The following is a 17,446-nucleotide window of genomic DNA, read 5'->3' as shown; positions in this document are numbered from 1 at the left end:
CCCCTGTGAAGGGAGCTGATGATGAAGACTTTTACCTTGAGTTCGGAAGGCGTCCTGGCGCGCTACGATTACCTTTCGCGCCTGTCGCCTGATCGCTGGGCATGGGAATATGCAAGGCGCAATCCCGACCTCAGACGCGATGCAGAGGCGCGGTCGGACGACGATGTATCTGAAATGAAAGCGCCTTGCGCCGATATTCGTCTCTTGAAGCCCCGCAACCCGCAGCGCCTCGCTCACCGCTGGGGCCTTATGTTCATGCCCGATCCAGACCTTAATGGGTTTGAAGCCGATGCGGTCTGGAACAAGCATGTGTTTCCCGATCAGGTGGAAGTGAACTGCTCACCACGGGCGCCGGGCGAAAGCTGTGATATCTGGGACAGCACGGTTCCAATTTGCCAAATCACCCACATTACCGATTTGCAGGCCCGCGAATTTCTTCTGATCCGCGGCAAGGGCTGCGTCGTGCAGGTGCGCTGCACCGGCGTTTCGATTCTGGGGCTCGAACCTGTTCGGATGAAACTGACCATCTCTGATCTCAAAGCCTATGAGCGCAAACTGAAAGCGCAGAAAGCCGCACTTGCCCTGATCGAGGAAGGCAGCGTGCCCGAGGCGCCGCTCTGGACCAAAACCACGCAAATCCTGCGTGACGGTTTGGTCGCCCTCGATTGTCTTGAGCTTGGCATGTCACGGCGCGAAATCGCCATTGTTCTCAACGGCAAAGCGGCCGTCGATGCCGAGTGGAGCGATGAAACCGGCACCATGCGGGACGCCATCCGCTACATTATCAAAAAGGCGGAGGGGCTGCGGGATGGCGGCTATCTGGTTGAACTTCTCGGCGCACAGCTGGGGTTTAATCAGCGTGCCGCATGAGTGAAGTCTTCACTCATTGCGGGCAAGCTCTCTTAGAACGTCGCTCTTGCAGGTCTGATATGCCCGTCGCCTGAAGTCTCCGCCGCTCTTGAGTCTGGAAGCCGGTAGGATGAGTCCGCACTCGGCACGGACCGCTTCAGCTTCGATGACATCTAATGGTTGGAAAGCTTTTGGGGCCGACGCGCATCCCGCGAGCGAGGCGGCTAAGGTCCCCGTAATGAACAAGTTCCGCAAATTATTCATCGACATACGTAGACTACTTTTGTGAATGATTACTTTTCAGTTTTAGTCAGAAACACTGAGCCGCGCTGGCGGCACCAGGGCGTTTGATTGAATTCGGCACCAGATGACCTTCAGTTTCATCAATGCTCGCGATCCTGGAACGCAAGTAGTCGCAAAGCGTTGAACACGACGATCAAAGTTGAACCTTCGTGAATGAGGACAGCGGGCCCGATCCCGAGACCGAAAAGCGTCGCGGGAATAAGAAAGGCGACGATGCCGAGGCTCGCCCAAAGATTTTGCCGGATAATGCGACTGGTCGCCCGGCTCAATCCGACGGCAAATGGCAGCGTTTCAAGATCATCAGCCATGAGGGCAATGTCAGCGGTCTCAAGCGCAACGTCTGAGCCCGCCGCTCCCATGGCAATACCGACAGTCGCATTAGCCATGGCAGGCGCATCATTGACGCCGTCCCCAACCATAGCGACGCCGCGGCCTTGCTTGAGCGATTTGATCTTGGTGACTTTGTCATCGGGCATGAGATCGCCGAAGGCCTCGTCCAGCCCAACGTCTCGCGCGACAGCATCTGCCACATTCTGATTATCGCCCGAAATCATCATCATGCGGGTCACACCGATGTCGCGCAGCCGCGCTATGACGCTTTTCGCGGCCTCGCGCGGCGTGTCCATCAGACCGATTACGCCCAGATAGCGCTCACCATGGCGCACAATCATCGTTGTGCGGCCATCGGCCGACAGCGAATTGACGCGCTCTGCCAAGTCCTCGGGCACTGGCTTGCCGTCCACCTCATCAAACAAGGCCGATTTGCCGATATGCACAATCTGGCCATCATACATGGCGGAAACACCGCGACCGGTTATGCTTGTAAAATCGGTTGCGCTGTCGGGGATTGATCCGAGGCGCCTTTTCGCATCGCGCACCACGGCCTCGGCCAGCGGATGATCACTCAGCGTTTCAACAGCGGCGCTAACCCTGAGCAAAGTGTCTTCATCGACATCGCCGAAAGGCACAATATCCACTAGGCGCGGCTCGCCCTCCGTCAGTGTGCCTGTTTTGTCAAAGGCGATGGCGTCGAGCCGTCCGAGCGCCTCAAGCGGCGCGCCGCCCTTGATCAACACGCCGCCGCGCGCGGCGCGGGCCACGCCGGAGAGAATGGCGCTTGGGGTTGCAATGGCCAGCGCGCAGGGGCTTGCCGCCACCAATACAGCCATGGCTCGGTAGAAGCTTTCGGAAGCCGTCTCGTCCAAAACAAGGAAGGCCAGCGACGTAACAACCGCCAGAACAATGACGCACGGCACAAATATGCGCTCGAACTTTTTGGTAAAACTCTGGGTCGGTGACTGGCGTGTTTCAGCCTCGCTCACCATGGTGACAACGCGGGCCAGCGTCGTCTCGCCCGACAATTTGGTCACTTCTATATCAAGACTGCCGGACCCATTGATTGACCCCGCGAACACGCGGCTTTCGGCCTTCAGCGCGTCAGGATTAGCAGCTGCCTTTTCGCGGTCAGCCACGGGTCTTTTGTCTACGGGCGCGCTTTCGCCTGTAATGGGCGCCTGATTGACGGCGCTTTGTCCGCTGACCACAAATCCGTCGGCTGGCAAGCGCTCATTGGAACGCACCACAACGACATCGCCGACAACTAACTCGTCAATCGCAATGGTTTCTGTCGTCTCACCCCTACGGACAAGCGCCTCATCCGGAGTGAGATCCGACAAAGCCGAAATCGCATTGCGCGCCCGGGCCATGGCATAGTTTTCAAGGGCATGGCCAATGGCAAACAGGAAGAGAAGAAAAGCACCTTCCGCCCATTCGCCGAGAATGGCGGCGCCCGTAGCAGCCACCAGCATCAGAAAGTCGATCTGAAACTGGCCTTTGAGTATTTTACCCATGGCCTCACGCAGCACGAAATAACCGCCGAAAAAGTAAGCCGCGAGCAGGAAGCCAAATCCGATGGGGTCCGGTAGAAACCCAAGTTTGGGTCCGAGCCAGCCTGCCAGCAGGCAAAGTCCAGCTAGCCCGGCAAAGATGATTTCCGCGCGCGGGCCCACTATACGGCTAATGACATCGCCATGGTCATGACCATGACTGTCAGTGTCATGATCATGATTTGAGTGTTTCGGGGGTGACATAAGCGTCTCCAAAAAAGTGACGCCTTGGCGGATTACACCGCCAAGGCGGAGTGATTTATTCCGCTGGCACAGTTTCGGGGTTGTGCCGTGTTTCCAGTAGCGAATGATGCGAGTCAGGTTTTGGCGAGAACCACCGATGCAATGCCGGCATCACGAGCAGCGTCAGCAGAGTTGAAGAGACAAGCCCGCCTGTGACGACAGTTGCCAGAGGCCGCTGTACTTCGGCGCCGACGCCAGTCGCAAACAGCAAGGGCGCAAGTCCCAAAGCGGTTGTCATCGCCGTCATCAGAACGGGTCTGGCGCGCATCCCAGCCGCATCGATTGCGAGCGCATCCCGGTCCCGCCCGGCGCGGGCGAAATCATCCATGAAGCTCACCAGGACCATCCCGTTGCCAAGTGCGATACCAAACAACGCGATGAAACCAACCGTCGCGGGAACCGAGACAGGCAGGCCTGTAATCCAGAGTGCGAGCGCGCCTCCGGTTAACGCCAGGGGGATGTTCAGCAGTATGAGAATTGCCGATTTAAGCCGTCCGAATGTCAGTAGCAGGATCAGCAATACAATGCCGAGCGTGATTGGTATCACAACTGCGAACCGAGCATTGGCCTGTTGCTGCAATTCAAACTGACCGCCCCAGACAACGCGGTAGCCTGCAGGCAGGTCAAGATTGGCGTCCGTCAGAGCTTGCGCCTCCGTTACAAAAGACCCGATGTCACGGCCCCGCACATTGGATTGGACAGTGATAAAGCGCTCGCCATCCTCTCGCGTGATCTGGCGCGGACCAATCACGGTCTCGATAGTGGCCACGCTTTCCAGCGTGACACGTGCGCCGGTCGGCGATTCCAGCACCAAACGGCGGATGGCTTCGGCTGTATCGCGGCTCTCTTCATGAAACCGCACGACGATCGGGAATTGCCGAACGCCTTCAAACAGAGCGCCGGCTTCTGCGCCGCCGACCGAGGTCCGCAAGGCGTCAAGCGCGTCCTCAACATCGAGACCATACCGCCCGAGGGCCGCGCGATCGACACGCACCACGAGTTGTGGCGCCCCTGTAATCTGGTCAGCCTGAACTTCAGCTGCCCCATCGACCTGTTGCAAGATGGCCTGTAGCTCTTGTGACTTTTTCAACAGGACATCACTGTCCGGCCCGAAAATTTTCACGGCAAGTTCTGCGCGCGTCCCGGTCAAAAGCTCATCAACAGACATCGCGATAGGTTGACCGATATTGACGACAATACCGGGCACACCTTCGAGATTTTCCGATATCGCTGTGCGCAAGTTCTCCGGCGACAAGCCTTTGCGCCACTCCGACCTCGGATTGAGTTCAACAAAAGCTTCCGCACTATTGGTCGGGTCGGCGTGGGCCCCGACCTCACCGCGACCGATTCGGGTCACGATAGACTTGATTTCCGGAAAGGCCGTCAGAAGCCTTTTCTCAACGCGGGTGGTCGTTTCCGCCGCTTCTGTCAAAGAGATAGATGGTGCCATGGTCACGCGGAGTAGAACATCACCTTCTTCAAGCGAAGGAGTAAATTCAGACCCGAGGCGCGATCCGGCCAGTCCGCCCGCTACGAGGAGGATGGCGGCCAGAGCAATCGCCGCCAAACGCTGGCGAACGAAGAATCCGGCGGCTTGGCTGACCGTGCGGGCAATCCATCCCGGACGGTCCTCACGCGGCTTTTTGCTCCGACGCATGACCCCATTTGCGAGCGATGGCGCAATCAGCGCGGCGTAGAACAATGACCCCGTCATGGCGAGCGCCGCGGAGGCTGCCAGAGGCCGGAAGGTTTTACCTTCCACGCCTTGCAGCGAGAAAAGCGGCAGAAAGACGACGATCACCACCGCAACGGCCGCAATTAGCGGCGCTATGACTTCCGCAGCCGAGCGCGCCACAACATCTCTCTGATCGACAGACGGATCGCTTTCCCGGAATCCCCGGTCGACATTTTCTGCGATGACGATAGCCCCATCCACCATCATGCCAATGGCAATGGCCACGCCGCCCAGCGACATGAGGTTGGCACTGATGCCGAGCCATTGCATCGCGATGAAGGCAAAGCCCACGGAAAATGGAATAGAAAGGACAACAACCAGGCTTGGACGCCAGCCGCCCAGAAAGACGAAAACGACCAGTGCGACGAGTAGCGCGCCCTGCCACAGCGCCGTTGTCACCGTGGCGGCAGCTTTGTTGACCAGTGTTCCCTGATCATAATAGGGCACGGCGTTGACGCCTTCCGGCAGGTTTTTGTTGATTTCCTCAAAGCGTGTCTGAACGCGCGCAATCACATCGGACGTATTGGCGCCATAGAGTTTGAGCACCAGTCCCGCGACCACTTCACCTTCGCCATTGGCGGTGGCCAGGCCCTGGCGTACCCCGCCGCCGACAATGATTTCACCGAGGTCGCGTACCCGCACGGGGCGGCCATCATCGACATTGACGACAATTTCCGCAAGATCTTCAACCGATCGCGCCAGTCCGACGCCGCGGACCGTATATTGCTCGGCCCCGATTTCGAGAAATTGTGCGCCTTCGGTCTTGTTGCCGCGCTCAAGGGCGGTCATCACATCACCAATCTGGATGTCGTAAGCCAATAGCGCGTCCGGATCGAGCCTGACCTGATACTGCTTTTCATAACCGCCAAGTGACAGCACTTCGGTGACGCCGGGCACAGTCTGAAGCTGGTATTTGATGATCCAGTCCTGGATTTCGCGCATTTCTACAAGATCGCGCGCGCCGGTCTCATCTTCGAGACGGAAATAGAGAATAATCCCTAGACCTGTTGAAATCGGCCCCATTTGCGGGTCACCAAAGCCATCGGGGATATTGCCGCGCGCTTCGGCGAGGCGTTCACCAACAACCTGGCGCGCAAAATAGACATCCGTGCCGTCTTCAAAATAGATGTTAACGACGGACAGTCCAAAGTTTGAGACCGAGCGCATATGGTCTAGCTTTGGCAAGCCGGACATGGCGGTCTCGATTGGATAGGTCACGTAGCGCTCCACCTCTTCTGGGGCGAGGCCTTCGGTTTCTGTGAAGACCTGAACGAGTGAGGGTGTCACATCGGGAAAGGCGTCAACGGGTAGCGCCTTGAACGCGAATAATCCGCCAAGGGTCATGGCGAGCGCCGCGATGGCGGCGAGCAGCCGCCCTCCGGCGATACGGTGCATTAAATTTATCATATCAAATGTCCTAGTGGCCGTGGCCATCGCCAAAGGCGTCTTTTTCGAGTTGAGCTTTGAGGGTGAAGGCACCGTCTGTCACGACTGCCTCACCCGCCATTAGGCCGGAGCGGATTTCCACAAACCCGCCGGATTTGGTGCCTGTCATCACTGCGCGCGGTGCATAGCCGCCCTCGACAGGGACGAACACGGAAGGTCTGTCTTCAACCAATTGAATGGCTGCTTCCGGTACGCGCAAAACCTGCTCAGATGTGCCAACACTGAGATCGGCCGTGACATACTGACCAGGTCGCAGTGTGCCATCCGGGTTGTCAACGATCACGCGGGCCGTCGCGGTGCGTGACGTTTCGCTGATGACCGGCAAGACAAAGGCAATTGTGGACTGCGCAAGGATTTCACCGCTGTCGGTTTTTAGCGCGACAGGAGCGCCGACGCGAATGCGGGCGATGTCCTGTTTGTAAACGGCAATATCCGCCCAGACGACACTATCGTCGACAAGGGTGAACAGCGGATCAGCGCCGGCATCCCCGGCTGAGACCGTTTCGCCCAGCATGACCGTGCGGCGCACCACCGTTCCGGCAATCGGCGCTGTCAGATAGGCATTGGCATTATCGCCGTCAGCCGCCGTGGAAATGCGCTCCAGTGCGGCATGACTGACACCTGCGGCATGGAGCTCATTTTCAGCCGCGTCACTATCGGCTTTCGCAGCTTCAAATTCCGCCCGCGCGGCTTGCAAATCGGCTTCCGAGGTGATCTTGTCCGCAAACAGTTTTTCCTCGCGGGCCAGCGCCTGACTGGCCAGAGCTTTGCGCGTTTCCGCCGTGAGCCAAGCGGCTTTCAGACCTGCGAGTTCACGGCTCTTGATCAGCGCCAGCGTATCGCCGCGTGCCACGTGATCCCCTTCGCTCGCATAGAGTTTGCCAATTACGCCGCTGACCTTGGGCGAGACATTGGCAACACGATCAGCGTCAAAGCGGATTTCGGCCGGAAGGCTGAGAGATTGCGCAATCGCCCCCTCTGCAACAATTGCTGTTTCAATACCGGCCTCAGTGGCCGCGTCCTGGGTTAGTTTTACAACGTCGCCTTCGGATTCACTATGATCATCATGGCCGTCAGGCTCGCCGTCACTTTCCGCATGATCGTCATGCTCATCATCTTGATCGGTCTCGCCATGGTCATCGTGATCCGCTTTTTCTTCGGCATGATCATCGTGATCATCGTGATCAGCGGTCGCGGCGGAGGTTTCGCTAGCGACCCGATTTGTATCCGGGGTTGCATTGCCGCATCCCGCCAAAATCACGGCCAGAACCATCATGGTCGTTGGCAAAATATGTGTCTGTTTCATTGGAAGTCTCCATTAAACGGGGCGGCACCGATCAGGCTTTTGAGACGCATGAGGTCCGCATTAAGGGTACGCCGCGCGTCAATTACGCTGACGCCTGCCTCGATCAGCCCTTTACGGGTATCGAGCGTTGATGTGAGGTCAAACCGGCCTGCCGCGTAGCCTTCAACAGATGCGTCGTAGGCGGAACGGGCCGCAGGTAGCGCCTCCTGTTCGAGTAGCGTCAGCCGGGCCTCGGCGGCGCGCACCCGCGCGGCGGCGGCCTGTTGCTGCGACCGCAATCTGGCCTCAACGGCGACGGCGCTGATACGTTCGGCATCGGCGCGATAACCCGCTGCGCGAGCGGCGTCGCGGTTACGGTCAAAAAGCGGAATCGGCACGGTGACCCCGACCAGGAGCGCATTGTCGCCGGTCTCTTCAAATTGGCGAACGCCCGCACTAACCGTGACATCAGGAATACCGGCCGCGCGGGCGGCGTCCTGCTCAGCGTCGCGGGCTGTTGCTCCAGCTTTAGCCGCGGCGAGCGCCGGGTGCTCGTCAAGCCCGCGCGTCTTTGAGAGTATTTCACTTTCATCAGACAATATGGCGCGCGGGGGCGCAAAAACCGGCGTTGAGCTTCCCCAAAGCGCGGCGAGTTCATAGCGGCGTTGATCAATTTCAGCGTCTGCGGCAAGTGCGGCGGCTTTGAGTGCAGCCGCATCTGCCTCGGCGCGCGAGCGCTCCGGCGGGGCGGCCGCGCCGGCCTCAACACGTTTCGCAACGGTTTCAGCCAAAGACACGGCGAGATCCGCCGACTCCCGTGCCAGCGCTGCGAGTTCTGTCGCGGCGATCAGGTCATGATAGAGCAGCGCTGCTTCTAGCTCGGTCTCTCTTAATATGACGCGGCATTCAGCGTCGGCGAGCGCTGCCCGCGCCCGCGCGGCACGCTCGCGCTTGGCTCTTTTACCTCCAAGCTGGAATGTCTGCTCAATGGCGAGCGTGGTTTCGGTTTGGTCAAACCCGTTGAGCGGTCCGGTGCCTGAGAAGTTTTCAATTTCCAGTCCGATTGACGGATTAAGACGGCGCCCAGCCTGATCGGCTTCGGCTGCGCTGGCGCGCGTCTCCAGTGCGGCCCGGCGGACATCCGGGGACGCATGACGGATTTGCATGAGCGCCATAGTGAGGGTTAGCGGCGCATCGGGCACGATGGTCGGCGCGCTGCCTGTTGGCCCGTTGCACGGGGCCGCGACCGCTGTGCCTGCAAAGGCAGCCGCGATCAGGACGCAGAGTGCGCCCTGTTTGAATTTTGGCATGGGATATTCTTCCTTGTGATAACCTGAATCGACATCAAACCCACGCGCAAAAGGCGCGGATTCAGAGAGTCAGGTTAGGCACGCGGAGGACGATAAAGACCGTGAGGACCAGCGCGCGGAACGTGCTGGTCTGCGCCGGGGCGAAGCCCCGATGTAGCTGATAAAGCGTAAGAGAAGGTCAGGCTGTTCATACCCACCATATGCAAATGGCATGGCCCGCAGCTATGAGTATGATGTTTGTGGGCCGGACGCTGCTCACTATCATCATTTTCAGTGTCACCGATTTCGGCGGCATGATGCGCTTCAGCGTCTGCGGTCATACAGGCAATCTCTTCAGCGTCCACAGGATGAATATCGGCCGCCGTTGCACCCATACCAAGGGTCACGCTCAACATGAGCGCAAGCCAAAACCTGGCGGTGCATATGACGGTTACAATTTTCATTCGCTCAACGACTATCCAATTTCATTGTCAAAATCATTAAATCTATTCATTTATTTAGTGCGGCTCAGTGTCATGACCCGTCTTTATCGCAATCTCGCTGCATTTAATGCGTTCCCGAATATCGCCCTTGGCATTTCGGGTGACAAATCTATCAGCGTCCAATGTCATAATACTGAGTTCAACAGCGGGTTTTGATTGCCCGCTGGGATCGAGCGGAAAGTCATTATGCGTCATGGCCAGCACGTCGCCGTTGCGGTCCCAACTGCCAATCGCATGGACCGGCCCTTTGGCGCTGAGGAGGACAAGCACGACCCCATCCGATGAAAAATAAGTAATCGGAGCGGTTTCACAGGCGTCACCGTCGGTCCCGCTGGCCCAGGCCCCGAGCGGTTGTAGCGTCTCAGTGAGCGGATCGGCAAAGCTGGCGCAGCTTGCTACGAGCGCTGAGGCGGCCATTGCGAGGCCAACGCGAAGTGAATCGAATTTGATCATGTCGGTTTTATAGCCCCTACAGTGGCTGTAGGGGCAAGCGAATTCTTACATCGACAACTATTAAGCATGGGCCAGATTAATCAGCCGCTATTTTTGTTCAGCATTATCCGTCCGTCGTGGCTTCGTGAGTAACTCAGAGATCAACAGTAAGCCGACACCGCAGACAATCGCGCTATCGGCGAAGTTGAACGCGGGCCAGTGGTAGTTATTGATGTGAAAATCTAAAAAATCGGTCACCGCTCCATGTCGCACGCGATCGACTATGTTTCCGAGTGCTCCACCTGTAATCAGCCCGAGTGCGGTTGCGATCTGGCGATCAGCGGTGCGCCATAACCAATAGAATAAAACCGCGACGATCGATAGAGCGGCTAGAGTAAGGAGCCAGGGAGGCAGGCTGCCTAGAAGACCAAAGCTGATACCATTGTTCTTGAGCCGCACAATGTTGAAGAATGGAAGGACCGTCACACCGTTATCCAGGGCATCAATATTGAGGATAAGTGCTTTAGTGAGTTGATCTATCGCCAGAACGCCCAGACCAATGATGAATCCAATCTTCTGAATGGTCATATTGCGGCTCTGAGGTCGTTGCGTGCATCGCGAATTATTGCCCATGCAGAATGCAGGAATAGCCCGGCGATCCCGACTGCAACCACGAGATCGGGCCAACCGTGACCGAGCCAGGCGACCAAACCTGCTGCCACAATTACGGCCGCGTTCCCGATGGCGTCATTACGTGAAAACAACCAAACCGCGCGGACATTAGCGTCGCCTTTTCGGTGAGGGAGTAGCGGTAAGACGGCGATGACATTTATGACGAGCGCGATGAGCCCGAACATGCCCATCAGGGCAGCGTCAGGTATCGTTTGATTAAGAAGACGCCACACCGTATTCGCGAGTACGCCGAAGCCAAGCAAAGCTAGGAATACGCCTTGAATCATGGCTGAACGAGCGCGCCAGGCAAGACTCCAGCCGATTGCGAGCACGCCGAGGAATGTAATGAGACCATCACCGACAAAATCTAACGCATCAGCTTTTAACGCCTGTGAACCGGCGAAAAAACCCGCGATCATTTCCACAATTCCATAACCAACGTTCAGGAAAATTACGATCCAAAGGGCGCGTAAATACTCCGGATTCTTTTGGGTTTGTGAGGCGGCGGGGCCATCATCGCCTGGCGCAATTCTCTCGAAGCCGTAACCGGTTTTGGCGACGCCAAGTTCGATTTCTGGAAGTTGGGACTCTGAAACCCATAGCGTCATAATATGTGTCGCAGCCGAAACTTTGACGGCTTTTGGGGCGACACCAGCCGATTGAGCCGCCCGTTCGATTTCGGCAGCATCTCGCGCGCAATCCATTCCTGATACCCGGTAACGAAACGGGAGCGAAGTGTCGGAGCCTGCTGTTGGGGAGGTAGATGTTTTGCTCATGACAATGCTCTCAATTGAGAGACTACACGTATGCTTTGTCGTTGTTCCATTCAGTCTCGCCCATCCAAATTTATCGGGAGGTGCTTTCAATAATGGAAGAGAATTACCATCTACAGTCACTGTAGGGTCAAGCGGTTTGCTCAAAAGGTCGAAAGCCGCTCATGCGCATCTGCGATGCATTCGCTATGATCATTGAGCGTTGAAATGATCCGACACGTGTCAACCCGGCCGCCCTCGCAGCACGTAATCATCCGTTTGAGCTCCGCCTCAAGCGCTTCAAGCTGCGTCAGGCGTTTGCGCACATCTGCAAGCTGTTCACGGGCTATCGCGTCCACGGCCGTGCAATCCTGATCCGGCTGAGTTTGCAGATCAATCATTTCACGAACGGCCTCCATCGGAAAACCAAGATCACGGGCATGCCGTATGAACGACAAACGCTGCACGGCCTCATCGCCATATAGCCGTTGGCCGCTCGAACTTCGGTCCGGCTCGCCCATCAAATCAATCGATTCATAATAGCGTATGGTTGTCACTTTCACGCCCGCCGCTTTCGATAAACGACCAATGGTCATCTGCGTCATTCCGGGCTCCAAAGAAAAGTCTTGCCTCTATAGTCGCTGTAGACTGTAGGGTTTCTTCGAGAATCGTCAATGGGGAATAGGATTAGAAGATGTCGGGTTGCTGTGAGGACAAAACATTTGATGGGGTTTCGCCTGCTTATAAGCGGGCTCTGATGGCCGTCATCGCCATCAATGCGGTCATGTTCTTTGTTTGAAATGACGGCGGGGATAATGTCGGGCTCTCAGGCCCTCAAAGCCGACGCACTCGACTTCGCAGGCGATACGGCGACCTACGCGCTCAGCCTCTTCGTTATCGGGGCGAGCCTGAGGACGCGGGCGCTTGCATCGCTGATCAAAGGCGCCTCGCTCGCAGCGATCGCGATCGCCGTCCTCGGCATGACCGTGTTGAGGGTCATGAACGGCGCGCCGCCGGAAGCCGCAACCATGGGAGTGGTCGGCTTTCTGGCACTGTCCGCCAATGTCGCGAGCGTGCTGATACTGCTGCGCTGGCGCGACGGCGACAGCAATGTGCGTTCGGTCTGGCTCTGCTCGCGCAATGACGCCATCGGCAATGTCGGCGTGATCGTCGCTGGCGGGGTTGTCGCGCTGACCGGAACGGCCTGGCCGGACCTGCTTGTCGCCGCCCTTCTGGCGGGCCTGTTCCTGAAATCGGCGAGCGCCATCACGCTGCAGGCCCTGCGGGAACTGAACACAACCGGCGCGTCGCATGCGACTCCGGTCGAATCGTCCTCATGAGCCTGCGCATTCCACCTCTTGTTCAGGTCCTGATCTGCGGTGCGATCGGCTGGGGACTGTCCTCTGTCACGCCTTTTCTGGCGTTCGAAGGCGTGTGGCGTTCTGCGGCGGCGTTGCTTTTCATCGCTGCTGGCATGGCCATTCTGGCGCTCGCGCTCGGCGCATTCATCCGCGCCCGCACAACCGTCAATCCGCTCGCCCCTGAAGAGGCTGCCACGCTGGTCACCACAGGGCTTTACCGCATCAGCCGCAATCCGATGTATTTGGCCATGGCGGCCATTCTGACAGGCGGCGCGTTTCTGATGGGCAATTTGTCCGCTTTCGTAGCTCCAATTCTCTTTGTCTGGCTGATGACTGAGTTTCAGATCAAACCGGAAGAGCGCGCGCTGCAGGCGAGATTCGGTGAAGCGTTTGACGCCTACCGTATCCGCACGCGGCGCTGGATTTAGGAGGCGCGCCTGTGTTCAATACACCCCTATGGATGGAATGGCTGGCGTTCGGATTGTCAGTGTCCGGAGCGGCAGCGATCTTTTCGCTGTGTGCGGTATCGCTGTTCCGACGCGATTTTCAGTTTTTTCCGCCTCCGGAAAAACGGAGCTGGCAATACCGGACGTTCTGGGCCTTTTTTCGTTTGTTTCTATACCCGCTTGTTGCGCTCTCCATCCTCGTTTTTGAGCCGGCGGAGGATGCGGGGGCCATGGCCCGGCAAGGTGTCGGCGGCGTGCTGGCGGTCACGGGTATTGGCCTTGCCTTCTGGATCTCAATCCAGATGGGCTGGCGCAATGCCTTCGGCGAAGCGCGGGGGCTGGTGACAGATGGCTGGTTTCGTTTCAGCCGGAACCCGATCTATGTCGTGACCTGGCTTGGTCTGCTGGGCTGGGCGATCATCTTGAACGATTTGCGCGTAACGTTTCTGCTGTCTTTATGGGCAGCGATGTACTGGCTCGCTCCGAGGATAGAAGAGCCCTGGCTGGAACGCCAGTATGGGGATGAGTATTGCGCCTATAAGCAGCGAACGCGGCGTTTTTTCTAAGGGCGGTGTTCGGCTGTTCGACCAAGGAAAGGGCGCCCCGGCCTTCGCCGGCCGGGCTGGCGTGAACCAGGCCATCGCTGCGCGCCGTCCCGGCCCTTCGGGCTTTCATCCCTGGCGCAGTTTTTAAGCAGTGTTGTGAAGGATTCGGTCGGCGCTGGCGCGCCGGCATGTTTGCTTCTTTTTTCCCTCTCAGGCGGGGGCGGAGGCGCGCATGCCAGATGGCGGCGCTCCCGGAAGGGGGGCGGCGTCTTGAAGATCGTCTATGTGCCTGCGGCCTCCTACCTGACCCCTTCCGCTCACGCCTGACGCCATCTGGCCAGCGGCCTCTCACCGCCCCCGCCTTGCGGGAAAAAAGCGGGGGTCAGAGGAGGCAGAGATGGCGCAGCGCCGCAGACAACGAAACACGCGGAAAGACCTTTATTCAGAGGTCACGGATAACATCATCGCGGAACTGGAACAGGGGCGCGCGCCTTGGGTGCAGCCTTGGGGCGGGGTGGAGGGGGCTACTCCGCTTGGCTTGCCCGAGAATGGCGCGACGGGCAGGCGCTATTCCGGAATCAATATTCTGCTTTTATGGGGCGCGGCGATTGAGCAAAGCCGTTCCTGTCAGACATGGCTGACCTTCAAACAGGCGCTGTCACTTGGCGGGTGTGTTCGCAAAGGCGAGCGCGGCACGACGGTTGTTTATGCCGACCGCTTCACCCCGAAAGCCGAACGGGAACGTGTGCGCGAGACGGGCGAGTCGCCGGGCACGGTGCCGTTTCTCAAACGCTATACCGTGTTCAATGCAGACCAGTGCGACGGCCTGCCCGAAGACCTGACCGCCAACGCGCCCGACTTGCCGGAGCGCGAGATTATCCCCCGCGCCGAAGCGCTGATTACAGCGACGGGCGCGGATTTCAGGATTGGCGGCGACCGCGCCTATTATGTTCCGTCCAGGGATTTCATTCAGGTTCCGCCGCAGCCTGCTTTCTTTGACCAGATCAATTATTACCGCACCTGCTTTCATGAGCTTGGCCACTGGACCGGGCACCCGAAACGCCTCGCCCGCGACCTGAAAGGCGCATTCGGCACCAAAGATTACGCCCGCGAGGAACTGGTGGCGGAACTCGCCAGTGCGTTCATCTGCGCGGACCAGTCCATCGCCCCGACCGTGCGGCATACGGATTACATCGGTTCTTGGCTGGAAGTATTGCGCGAGGACAAGCGCGCCATTTTTCGCGCCGCGTCGCTCGCTTCCAAGGCGGCTGATTACATTCTCGCTTATGCCGCGCCGGACCCCTGCAGCGCTGCCGCAGCGATGGAAGCGGCGCCATGGTGAGGCAGATAAACAAAAGGTCCGGGGGACATTTTGTCTGCCGAACGAATCCGCCCTTTCGCATCAGCCGACTCGACGCGGCGCTTGCATCGCTTGACGCCGAAGACATTGGCGCATGGGCCGTGCTGGTCTGCGGCTGTTTCCACATTTTCGAGAGCGAGGGGGCGGCGCATCGCGCCTACCGCCTCTGGCTTGAAAACCGCCCTGTGCGCTGACGCACGGGGCATCCCACCAACTGCACATCATGAAGGAGGCAACGCCATGCAGTTAAAACATATCCCTATCACCGACATGAAAGTGTCCCGGCTCAATATGCGCCACGGGCGCAAAGCGCCCGACATTTCCGACATCTATCCGTCGATAAAGTCGCGCGGCGTCTTGCAGACCATGCTGGTCCGCAAGGAAGGTAGCAAGTATGGCGTTGTCGCCGGACGCCGCCGTTTCTTCGCCCTCAAACGCCTCGCCAAGGAGACAGGCAAGGCGCAGAAAGCGCCCTGTCTCGTTATGCAATCCGGCGATGACATTGCCGCGCTGGAAGCGACCCTTGTCGAGAACACCACCCACCTTCCAGCCGACGAGTTTCTGCAATATGACGTCTTCGCCCGGCTTGCTTCAAAAGGCGAGACCGTCACGGTGATTGCAGAGCGCTTCGGCGTCACCGAACTCATGGTGCGCCGGGTGCTGGCGCTGACGGCGCTCACCGATGATATCAAGGCGCTCTACAGGGCCGAAATCATCGACAAGCGGACGCTTTACGCCCTGACGCTCGCCACAAAAGAGCAGCAGGAAGACTGGCTGACCCTGTTGAACGCGGAAGACGAATACGCCCCGCGCGGCGAGCAGTTGAAAGACTGGCTCACAGGCGGCGGCCGCATCACCACCGACAAGGCGCTGTTCGATTTGGAAGCCTATGACGGGACCGTGCTGACCGACCTGTTCGGCGAGACTGCCATTTTCGGGGACGCTGACCTGTTCTGGACTTGCCAGAATGAGGCCATCGCCGACATGGCCGAACGCTACCGGAATGAGGGCTGGGCCGAAACCGTCGTGCTGGAACGGGGCGCGCACTTCCTGACATGGGAGCATGGCAAGCGCAGCCGGAAAGACGGCGGCAAGGTCTATATCGAGACCCGCCATGACGGCTCTGTCACGGCCCATGAAGGCTATCTGCCATCAAAGGACATCGAGAAAATCGAGCGTATCCTTGGCCGGGGCGGCGATGGCGAGAACGGCAAGCCCGCCCCAAAACCGGAAATGTCCGGTCCCTTGGCGGAATATGTCGCGCTGCACCGTCACGCCGCCGTCAGGGCGAGTCTGTGCGATGCGCCCGGCGTCGCGCTGCGCCTCGCCGTCGCCCATCTTGTCACCCGCTCGGATAACTGGCGGCTGGACGTTGAGCAGCAGCGCACACGGAAGGAAGCGACCGCGGAAAGCCTCGCGGCTTCGGCAGGGGAAGTGAAGTTCGCCGCGCACCGCGCCAAGGCCAAGGCGCTGATTGGGCAGGATGACCAAGACGGTTCGCTGGTGGCGGAGAATGCTTTTCCCGCCGACCCTTGCGAGACCTTCGCCCGGCTTCTGGCGCTCAGTGATGAAGAGGTGCTGCATGTTCTCGCCGTCGCAATGGGCGAAACCCTGCAGGCAGGTTCGCCCGCCGTCGAAGCCGCCGCACATGTGACGGACACGGATTTTGCCGCGCTGTGGTCGCCCGATGAGGCGTTCTTTTACTTGCTGCGCGACAAGCGCGTCATCAATGAAGTGGTCGCTGAAATCGCCTCGCCATCCACGGCCCGGTCTGTCCTGACCGATACCGGAAAGGCGCAGAAATCCGTCATCCGCAACCGCATCGCCGGGCATGGATGCGACCCCGACCCGGACTGGCGGCCCCGCTGGATGCGGCAGTCGCCATCCTCTTATCTTGACGGCGCGCCATGCCCGCCCGCCGAAGCGTGGGAGGCCGTCAGGGGTCTGTTCGAGGACAGCGAGGACAGGGCTTCGCTCGAAACCCCGGAAGCAAAGACAGCCATCGCCGCCTGACACGCCTCCCGTAAGCGGCATGGTTCGGGACCGTCCGGCAGTTTTGCCGGGCGGTCTTTTCCTGTTGGTGGCGCGGAAGCAAGCTCGCGAAACGACATGGGTGGTTTCCTTACCAACTGCCCTGTTTGTTCCTGACATATTGGCGTGCCTGCCAGTTGCAAACACCTCTGGCATTGCACGAAGGACGCCCCGAGCGGCCCCGTTTCCTTGCCTGACCTGGACGACCGCCTGCGGGCCATGAAACCGCCCATCGCCAGAAATTTCCTCTGCTGTTCGGTCTGAAGAAGACCGAACGCGCATTCACCGCGAATCAAATTTCCGCCACC

The 17,446-nt window shown here is 58.8% G+C and carries 14 protein-coding genes and 1 pseudogene; 6 read left to right on the top strand and 9 right to left on the bottom strand.

Features of this window, described 5'->3' with window-relative positions; translation table 11 throughout:
• Positions 1–18 precede the first annotated feature (18 nt).
• Positions 19–870 carry a DNA -binding domain-containing protein gene (locus B3527_RS05430; RefSeq protein WP_034827835.1) on the top strand — a complete coding sequence of 284 codons (852 nt, stop codon included), beginning with the start codon at positions 19–21 and terminating at the stop codon, positions 868–870.
• Between the two features lie 362 nt (positions 871–1,232).
• On the opposite strand, the gene B3527_RS05425 is transcribed toward B3527_RS05430, so the two are convergent.
• From B3527_RS05425 to B3527_RS05385, 9 genes are all read right to left on the bottom strand, one after another.
• Positions 1,233–3,242, bottom strand: coding sequence for a heavy metal translocating P-type ATPase (locus B3527_RS05425; RefSeq protein ID WP_035549561.1), 2,010 nt, complete (start codon positions 3,240–3,242; stop codon positions 1,233–1,235).
• Between the two features lie 55 nt (positions 3,243–3,297).
• Complete coding sequence (locus B3527_RS05420; protein ID WP_034827860.1) at positions 3,298–6,423, bottom strand: efflux RND transporter permease subunit; 3,126 nt, start codon at positions 6,421–6,423, stop codon at positions 3,298–3,300.
• Positions 6,424–6,433: 10 nt separating this feature from the next.
• Positions 6,434–7,768, bottom strand: coding sequence for an efflux RND transporter periplasmic adaptor subunit (locus B3527_RS05415; protein ID WP_034827838.1), 1,335 nt, complete (start codon positions 7,766–7,768; stop codon positions 6,434–6,436).
• Positions 7,765–9,057, bottom strand: a complete 1,293-nt coding sequence (locus B3527_RS05410; RefSeq protein ID WP_034827840.1) for a TolC family protein — start codon at positions 9,055–9,057, stop codon at positions 7,765–7,767. The genes B3527_RS05415 and B3527_RS05410 overlap by 4 nt, the downstream gene beginning before the upstream one ends.
• A gap of 74 nt (positions 9,058–9,131) precedes the next feature.
• Positions 9,132–9,500: a hypothetical protein gene (locus B3527_RS05405; RefSeq protein WP_035549565.1), complete on the bottom strand. Its 369-nt coding sequence runs from the start codon at positions 9,498–9,500 to the stop codon at positions 9,132–9,134.
• A gap of 54 nt (positions 9,501–9,554) precedes the next feature.
• Positions 9,555–9,992 (bottom strand): hypothetical protein, encoded by a 438-nt coding sequence (locus B3527_RS05400; RefSeq protein WP_034827842.1) that lies wholly within the window; start codon positions 9,990–9,992, stop codon positions 9,555–9,557.
• An 87-nt stretch (positions 9,993–10,079) separates the two neighbouring features.
• Positions 10,080–10,559, bottom strand: a complete 480-nt coding sequence (gene lspA, locus B3527_RS05395; RefSeq protein ID WP_051594959.1) for a signal peptidase II — start codon at positions 10,557–10,559, stop codon at positions 10,080–10,082.
• Positions 10,556–11,347: a cation transporter gene (locus B3527_RS05390; RefSeq protein WP_112061941.1), complete on the bottom strand. Its 792-nt coding sequence runs from the start codon at positions 11,345–11,347 to the stop codon at positions 10,556–10,558. Before B3527_RS05390 ends, lspA begins: the two co-directional genes overlap by 4 nt.
• Positions 11,348–11,559: 212 nt before the next feature.
• Complete coding sequence (locus B3527_RS05385) at positions 11,560–12,000, bottom strand: MerR family transcriptional regulator (protein ID WP_051594960.1); 441 nt, start codon at positions 11,998–12,000, stop codon at positions 11,560–11,562.
• A gap of 89 nt (positions 12,001–12,089) precedes the next feature.
• Between B3527_RS05385 and B3527_RS05380 the strand changes: the two are divergent.
• The 5 genes and pseudogenes from B3527_RS05380 to B3527_RS05360 all read left to right on the top strand — a co-directional run bounded on the left by B3527_RS05380 (position 12,090) and on the right by B3527_RS05360 (position 17,120).
• Positions 12,090–12,735: pseudogene (locus tag B3527_RS05380) on the top strand (cation transporter).
• Positions 12,732–13,184, top strand: a complete 453-nt coding sequence (locus tag B3527_RS05375; RefSeq protein ID WP_034827847.1) for a methyltransferase family protein — start codon at positions 12,732–12,734, stop codon at positions 13,182–13,184. Before B3527_RS05380 ends, B3527_RS05375 begins: the two are co-directional and overlap by 4 nt.
• A 32-nt stretch (positions 13,185–13,216) precedes the next feature.
• A complete protein-coding gene (locus tag B3527_RS05370; protein ID WP_051602528.1) occupies positions 13,217–13,768 on the top strand; it encodes a methyltransferase family protein in 552 nt (183 codons plus the stop codon).
• Positions 13,769–14,144: 376 nt separating this feature from the next.
• Complete coding sequence (locus B3527_RS05365; protein WP_051602529.1) at positions 14,145–15,089, top strand: ArdC family protein; 945 nt, start codon at positions 14,145–14,147, stop codon at positions 15,087–15,089.
• Positions 15,090–15,347: 258 nt separating this feature from the next.
• Positions 15,348–17,120, top strand: coding sequence for a ParB/RepB/Spo0J family partition protein (locus B3527_RS05360; protein WP_035549568.1), 1,773 nt, complete (start codon positions 15,348–15,350; stop codon positions 17,118–17,120).
• Positions 17,121–17,446 lie beyond the last annotated feature (326 nt).

Origin of the sequence: Hyphomonas sp. UBA4505, from assembly GCF_002388685.1 — a bacterium.
GTDB lineage: Bacteria > Pseudomonadota > Alphaproteobacteria > Caulobacterales > Hyphomonadaceae > Hyphomonas.
The sequence above is the reverse complement of the archived record's forward strand: the minus strand, read 5'-3'. Positions and strand labels throughout refer to the sequence as shown.

What these genes read in the sequence shown, in the direction of transcription:
- B3527_RS05390 (WP_112061941.1), bottom strand. Translation starts at nt 11,347, where the DNA reads ATGGATTGCGCGCGAGATGCTGCCGAAATCGAACGGGCGGCTCAATCG.
- B3527_RS05420 (WP_034827860.1), bottom strand. Translation starts at nt 6,423, where the DNA reads ATGATAAATTTAATGCACCGTATCGCCGGAGGGCGGCTGCTCGCCGCC.
- B3527_RS05405 (WP_035549565.1), bottom strand. Translation starts at nt 9,500, where the DNA reads ATGAAAATTGTAACCGTCATATGCACCGCCAGGTTTTGGCTTGCGCTC.
- B3527_RS05400 (WP_034827842.1), bottom strand. Translation starts at nt 9,992, where the DNA reads ATGATCAAATTCGATTCACTTCGCGTTGGCCTCGCAATGGCCGCCTCA.
- B3527_RS05385 (WP_051594960.1), bottom strand. Translation starts at nt 12,000, where the DNA reads ATGACGCAGATGACCATTGGTCGTTTATCGAAAGCGGCGGGCGTGAAA.
- B3527_RS05375 (WP_034827847.1), top strand. Translation starts at nt 12,732, where the DNA reads ATGAGCCTGCGCATTCCACCTCTTGTTCAGGTCCTGATCTGCGGTGCG.
- B3527_RS05365 (WP_051602529.1), top strand. Translation starts at nt 14,145, where the DNA reads ATGGCGCAGCGCCGCAGACAACGAAACACGCGGAAAGACCTTTATTCA.
- B3527_RS05430 (WP_034827835.1), top strand. Translation starts at nt 19, where the DNA reads ATGATGAAGACTTTTACCTTGAGTTCGGAAGGCGTCCTGGCGCGCTAC.
- B3527_RS05425 (WP_035549561.1), bottom strand. Translation starts at nt 3,242, where the DNA reads ATGTCACCCCCGAAACACTCAAATCATGATCATGACACTGACAGTCAT.
- B3527_RS05415 (WP_034827838.1), bottom strand. Translation starts at nt 7,768, where the DNA reads ATGAAACAGACACATATTTTGCCAACGACCATGATGGTTCTGGCCGTG.
- B3527_RS05360 (WP_035549568.1), top strand. Translation starts at nt 15,348, where the DNA reads ATGCAGTTAAAACATATCCCTATCACCGACATGAAAGTGTCCCGGCTC.
- B3527_RS05410 (WP_034827840.1), bottom strand. Translation starts at nt 9,057, where the DNA reads ATGCCAAAATTCAAACAGGGCGCACTCTGCGTCCTGATCGCGGCTGCC.
- B3527_RS05370 (WP_051602528.1), top strand. Translation starts at nt 13,217, where the DNA reads ATGGAATGGCTGGCGTTCGGATTGTCAGTGTCCGGAGCGGCAGCGATC.
- lspA (WP_051594959.1), bottom strand. Translation starts at nt 10,559, where the DNA reads ATGACCATTCAGAAGATTGGATTCATCATTGGTCTGGGCGTTCTGGCG.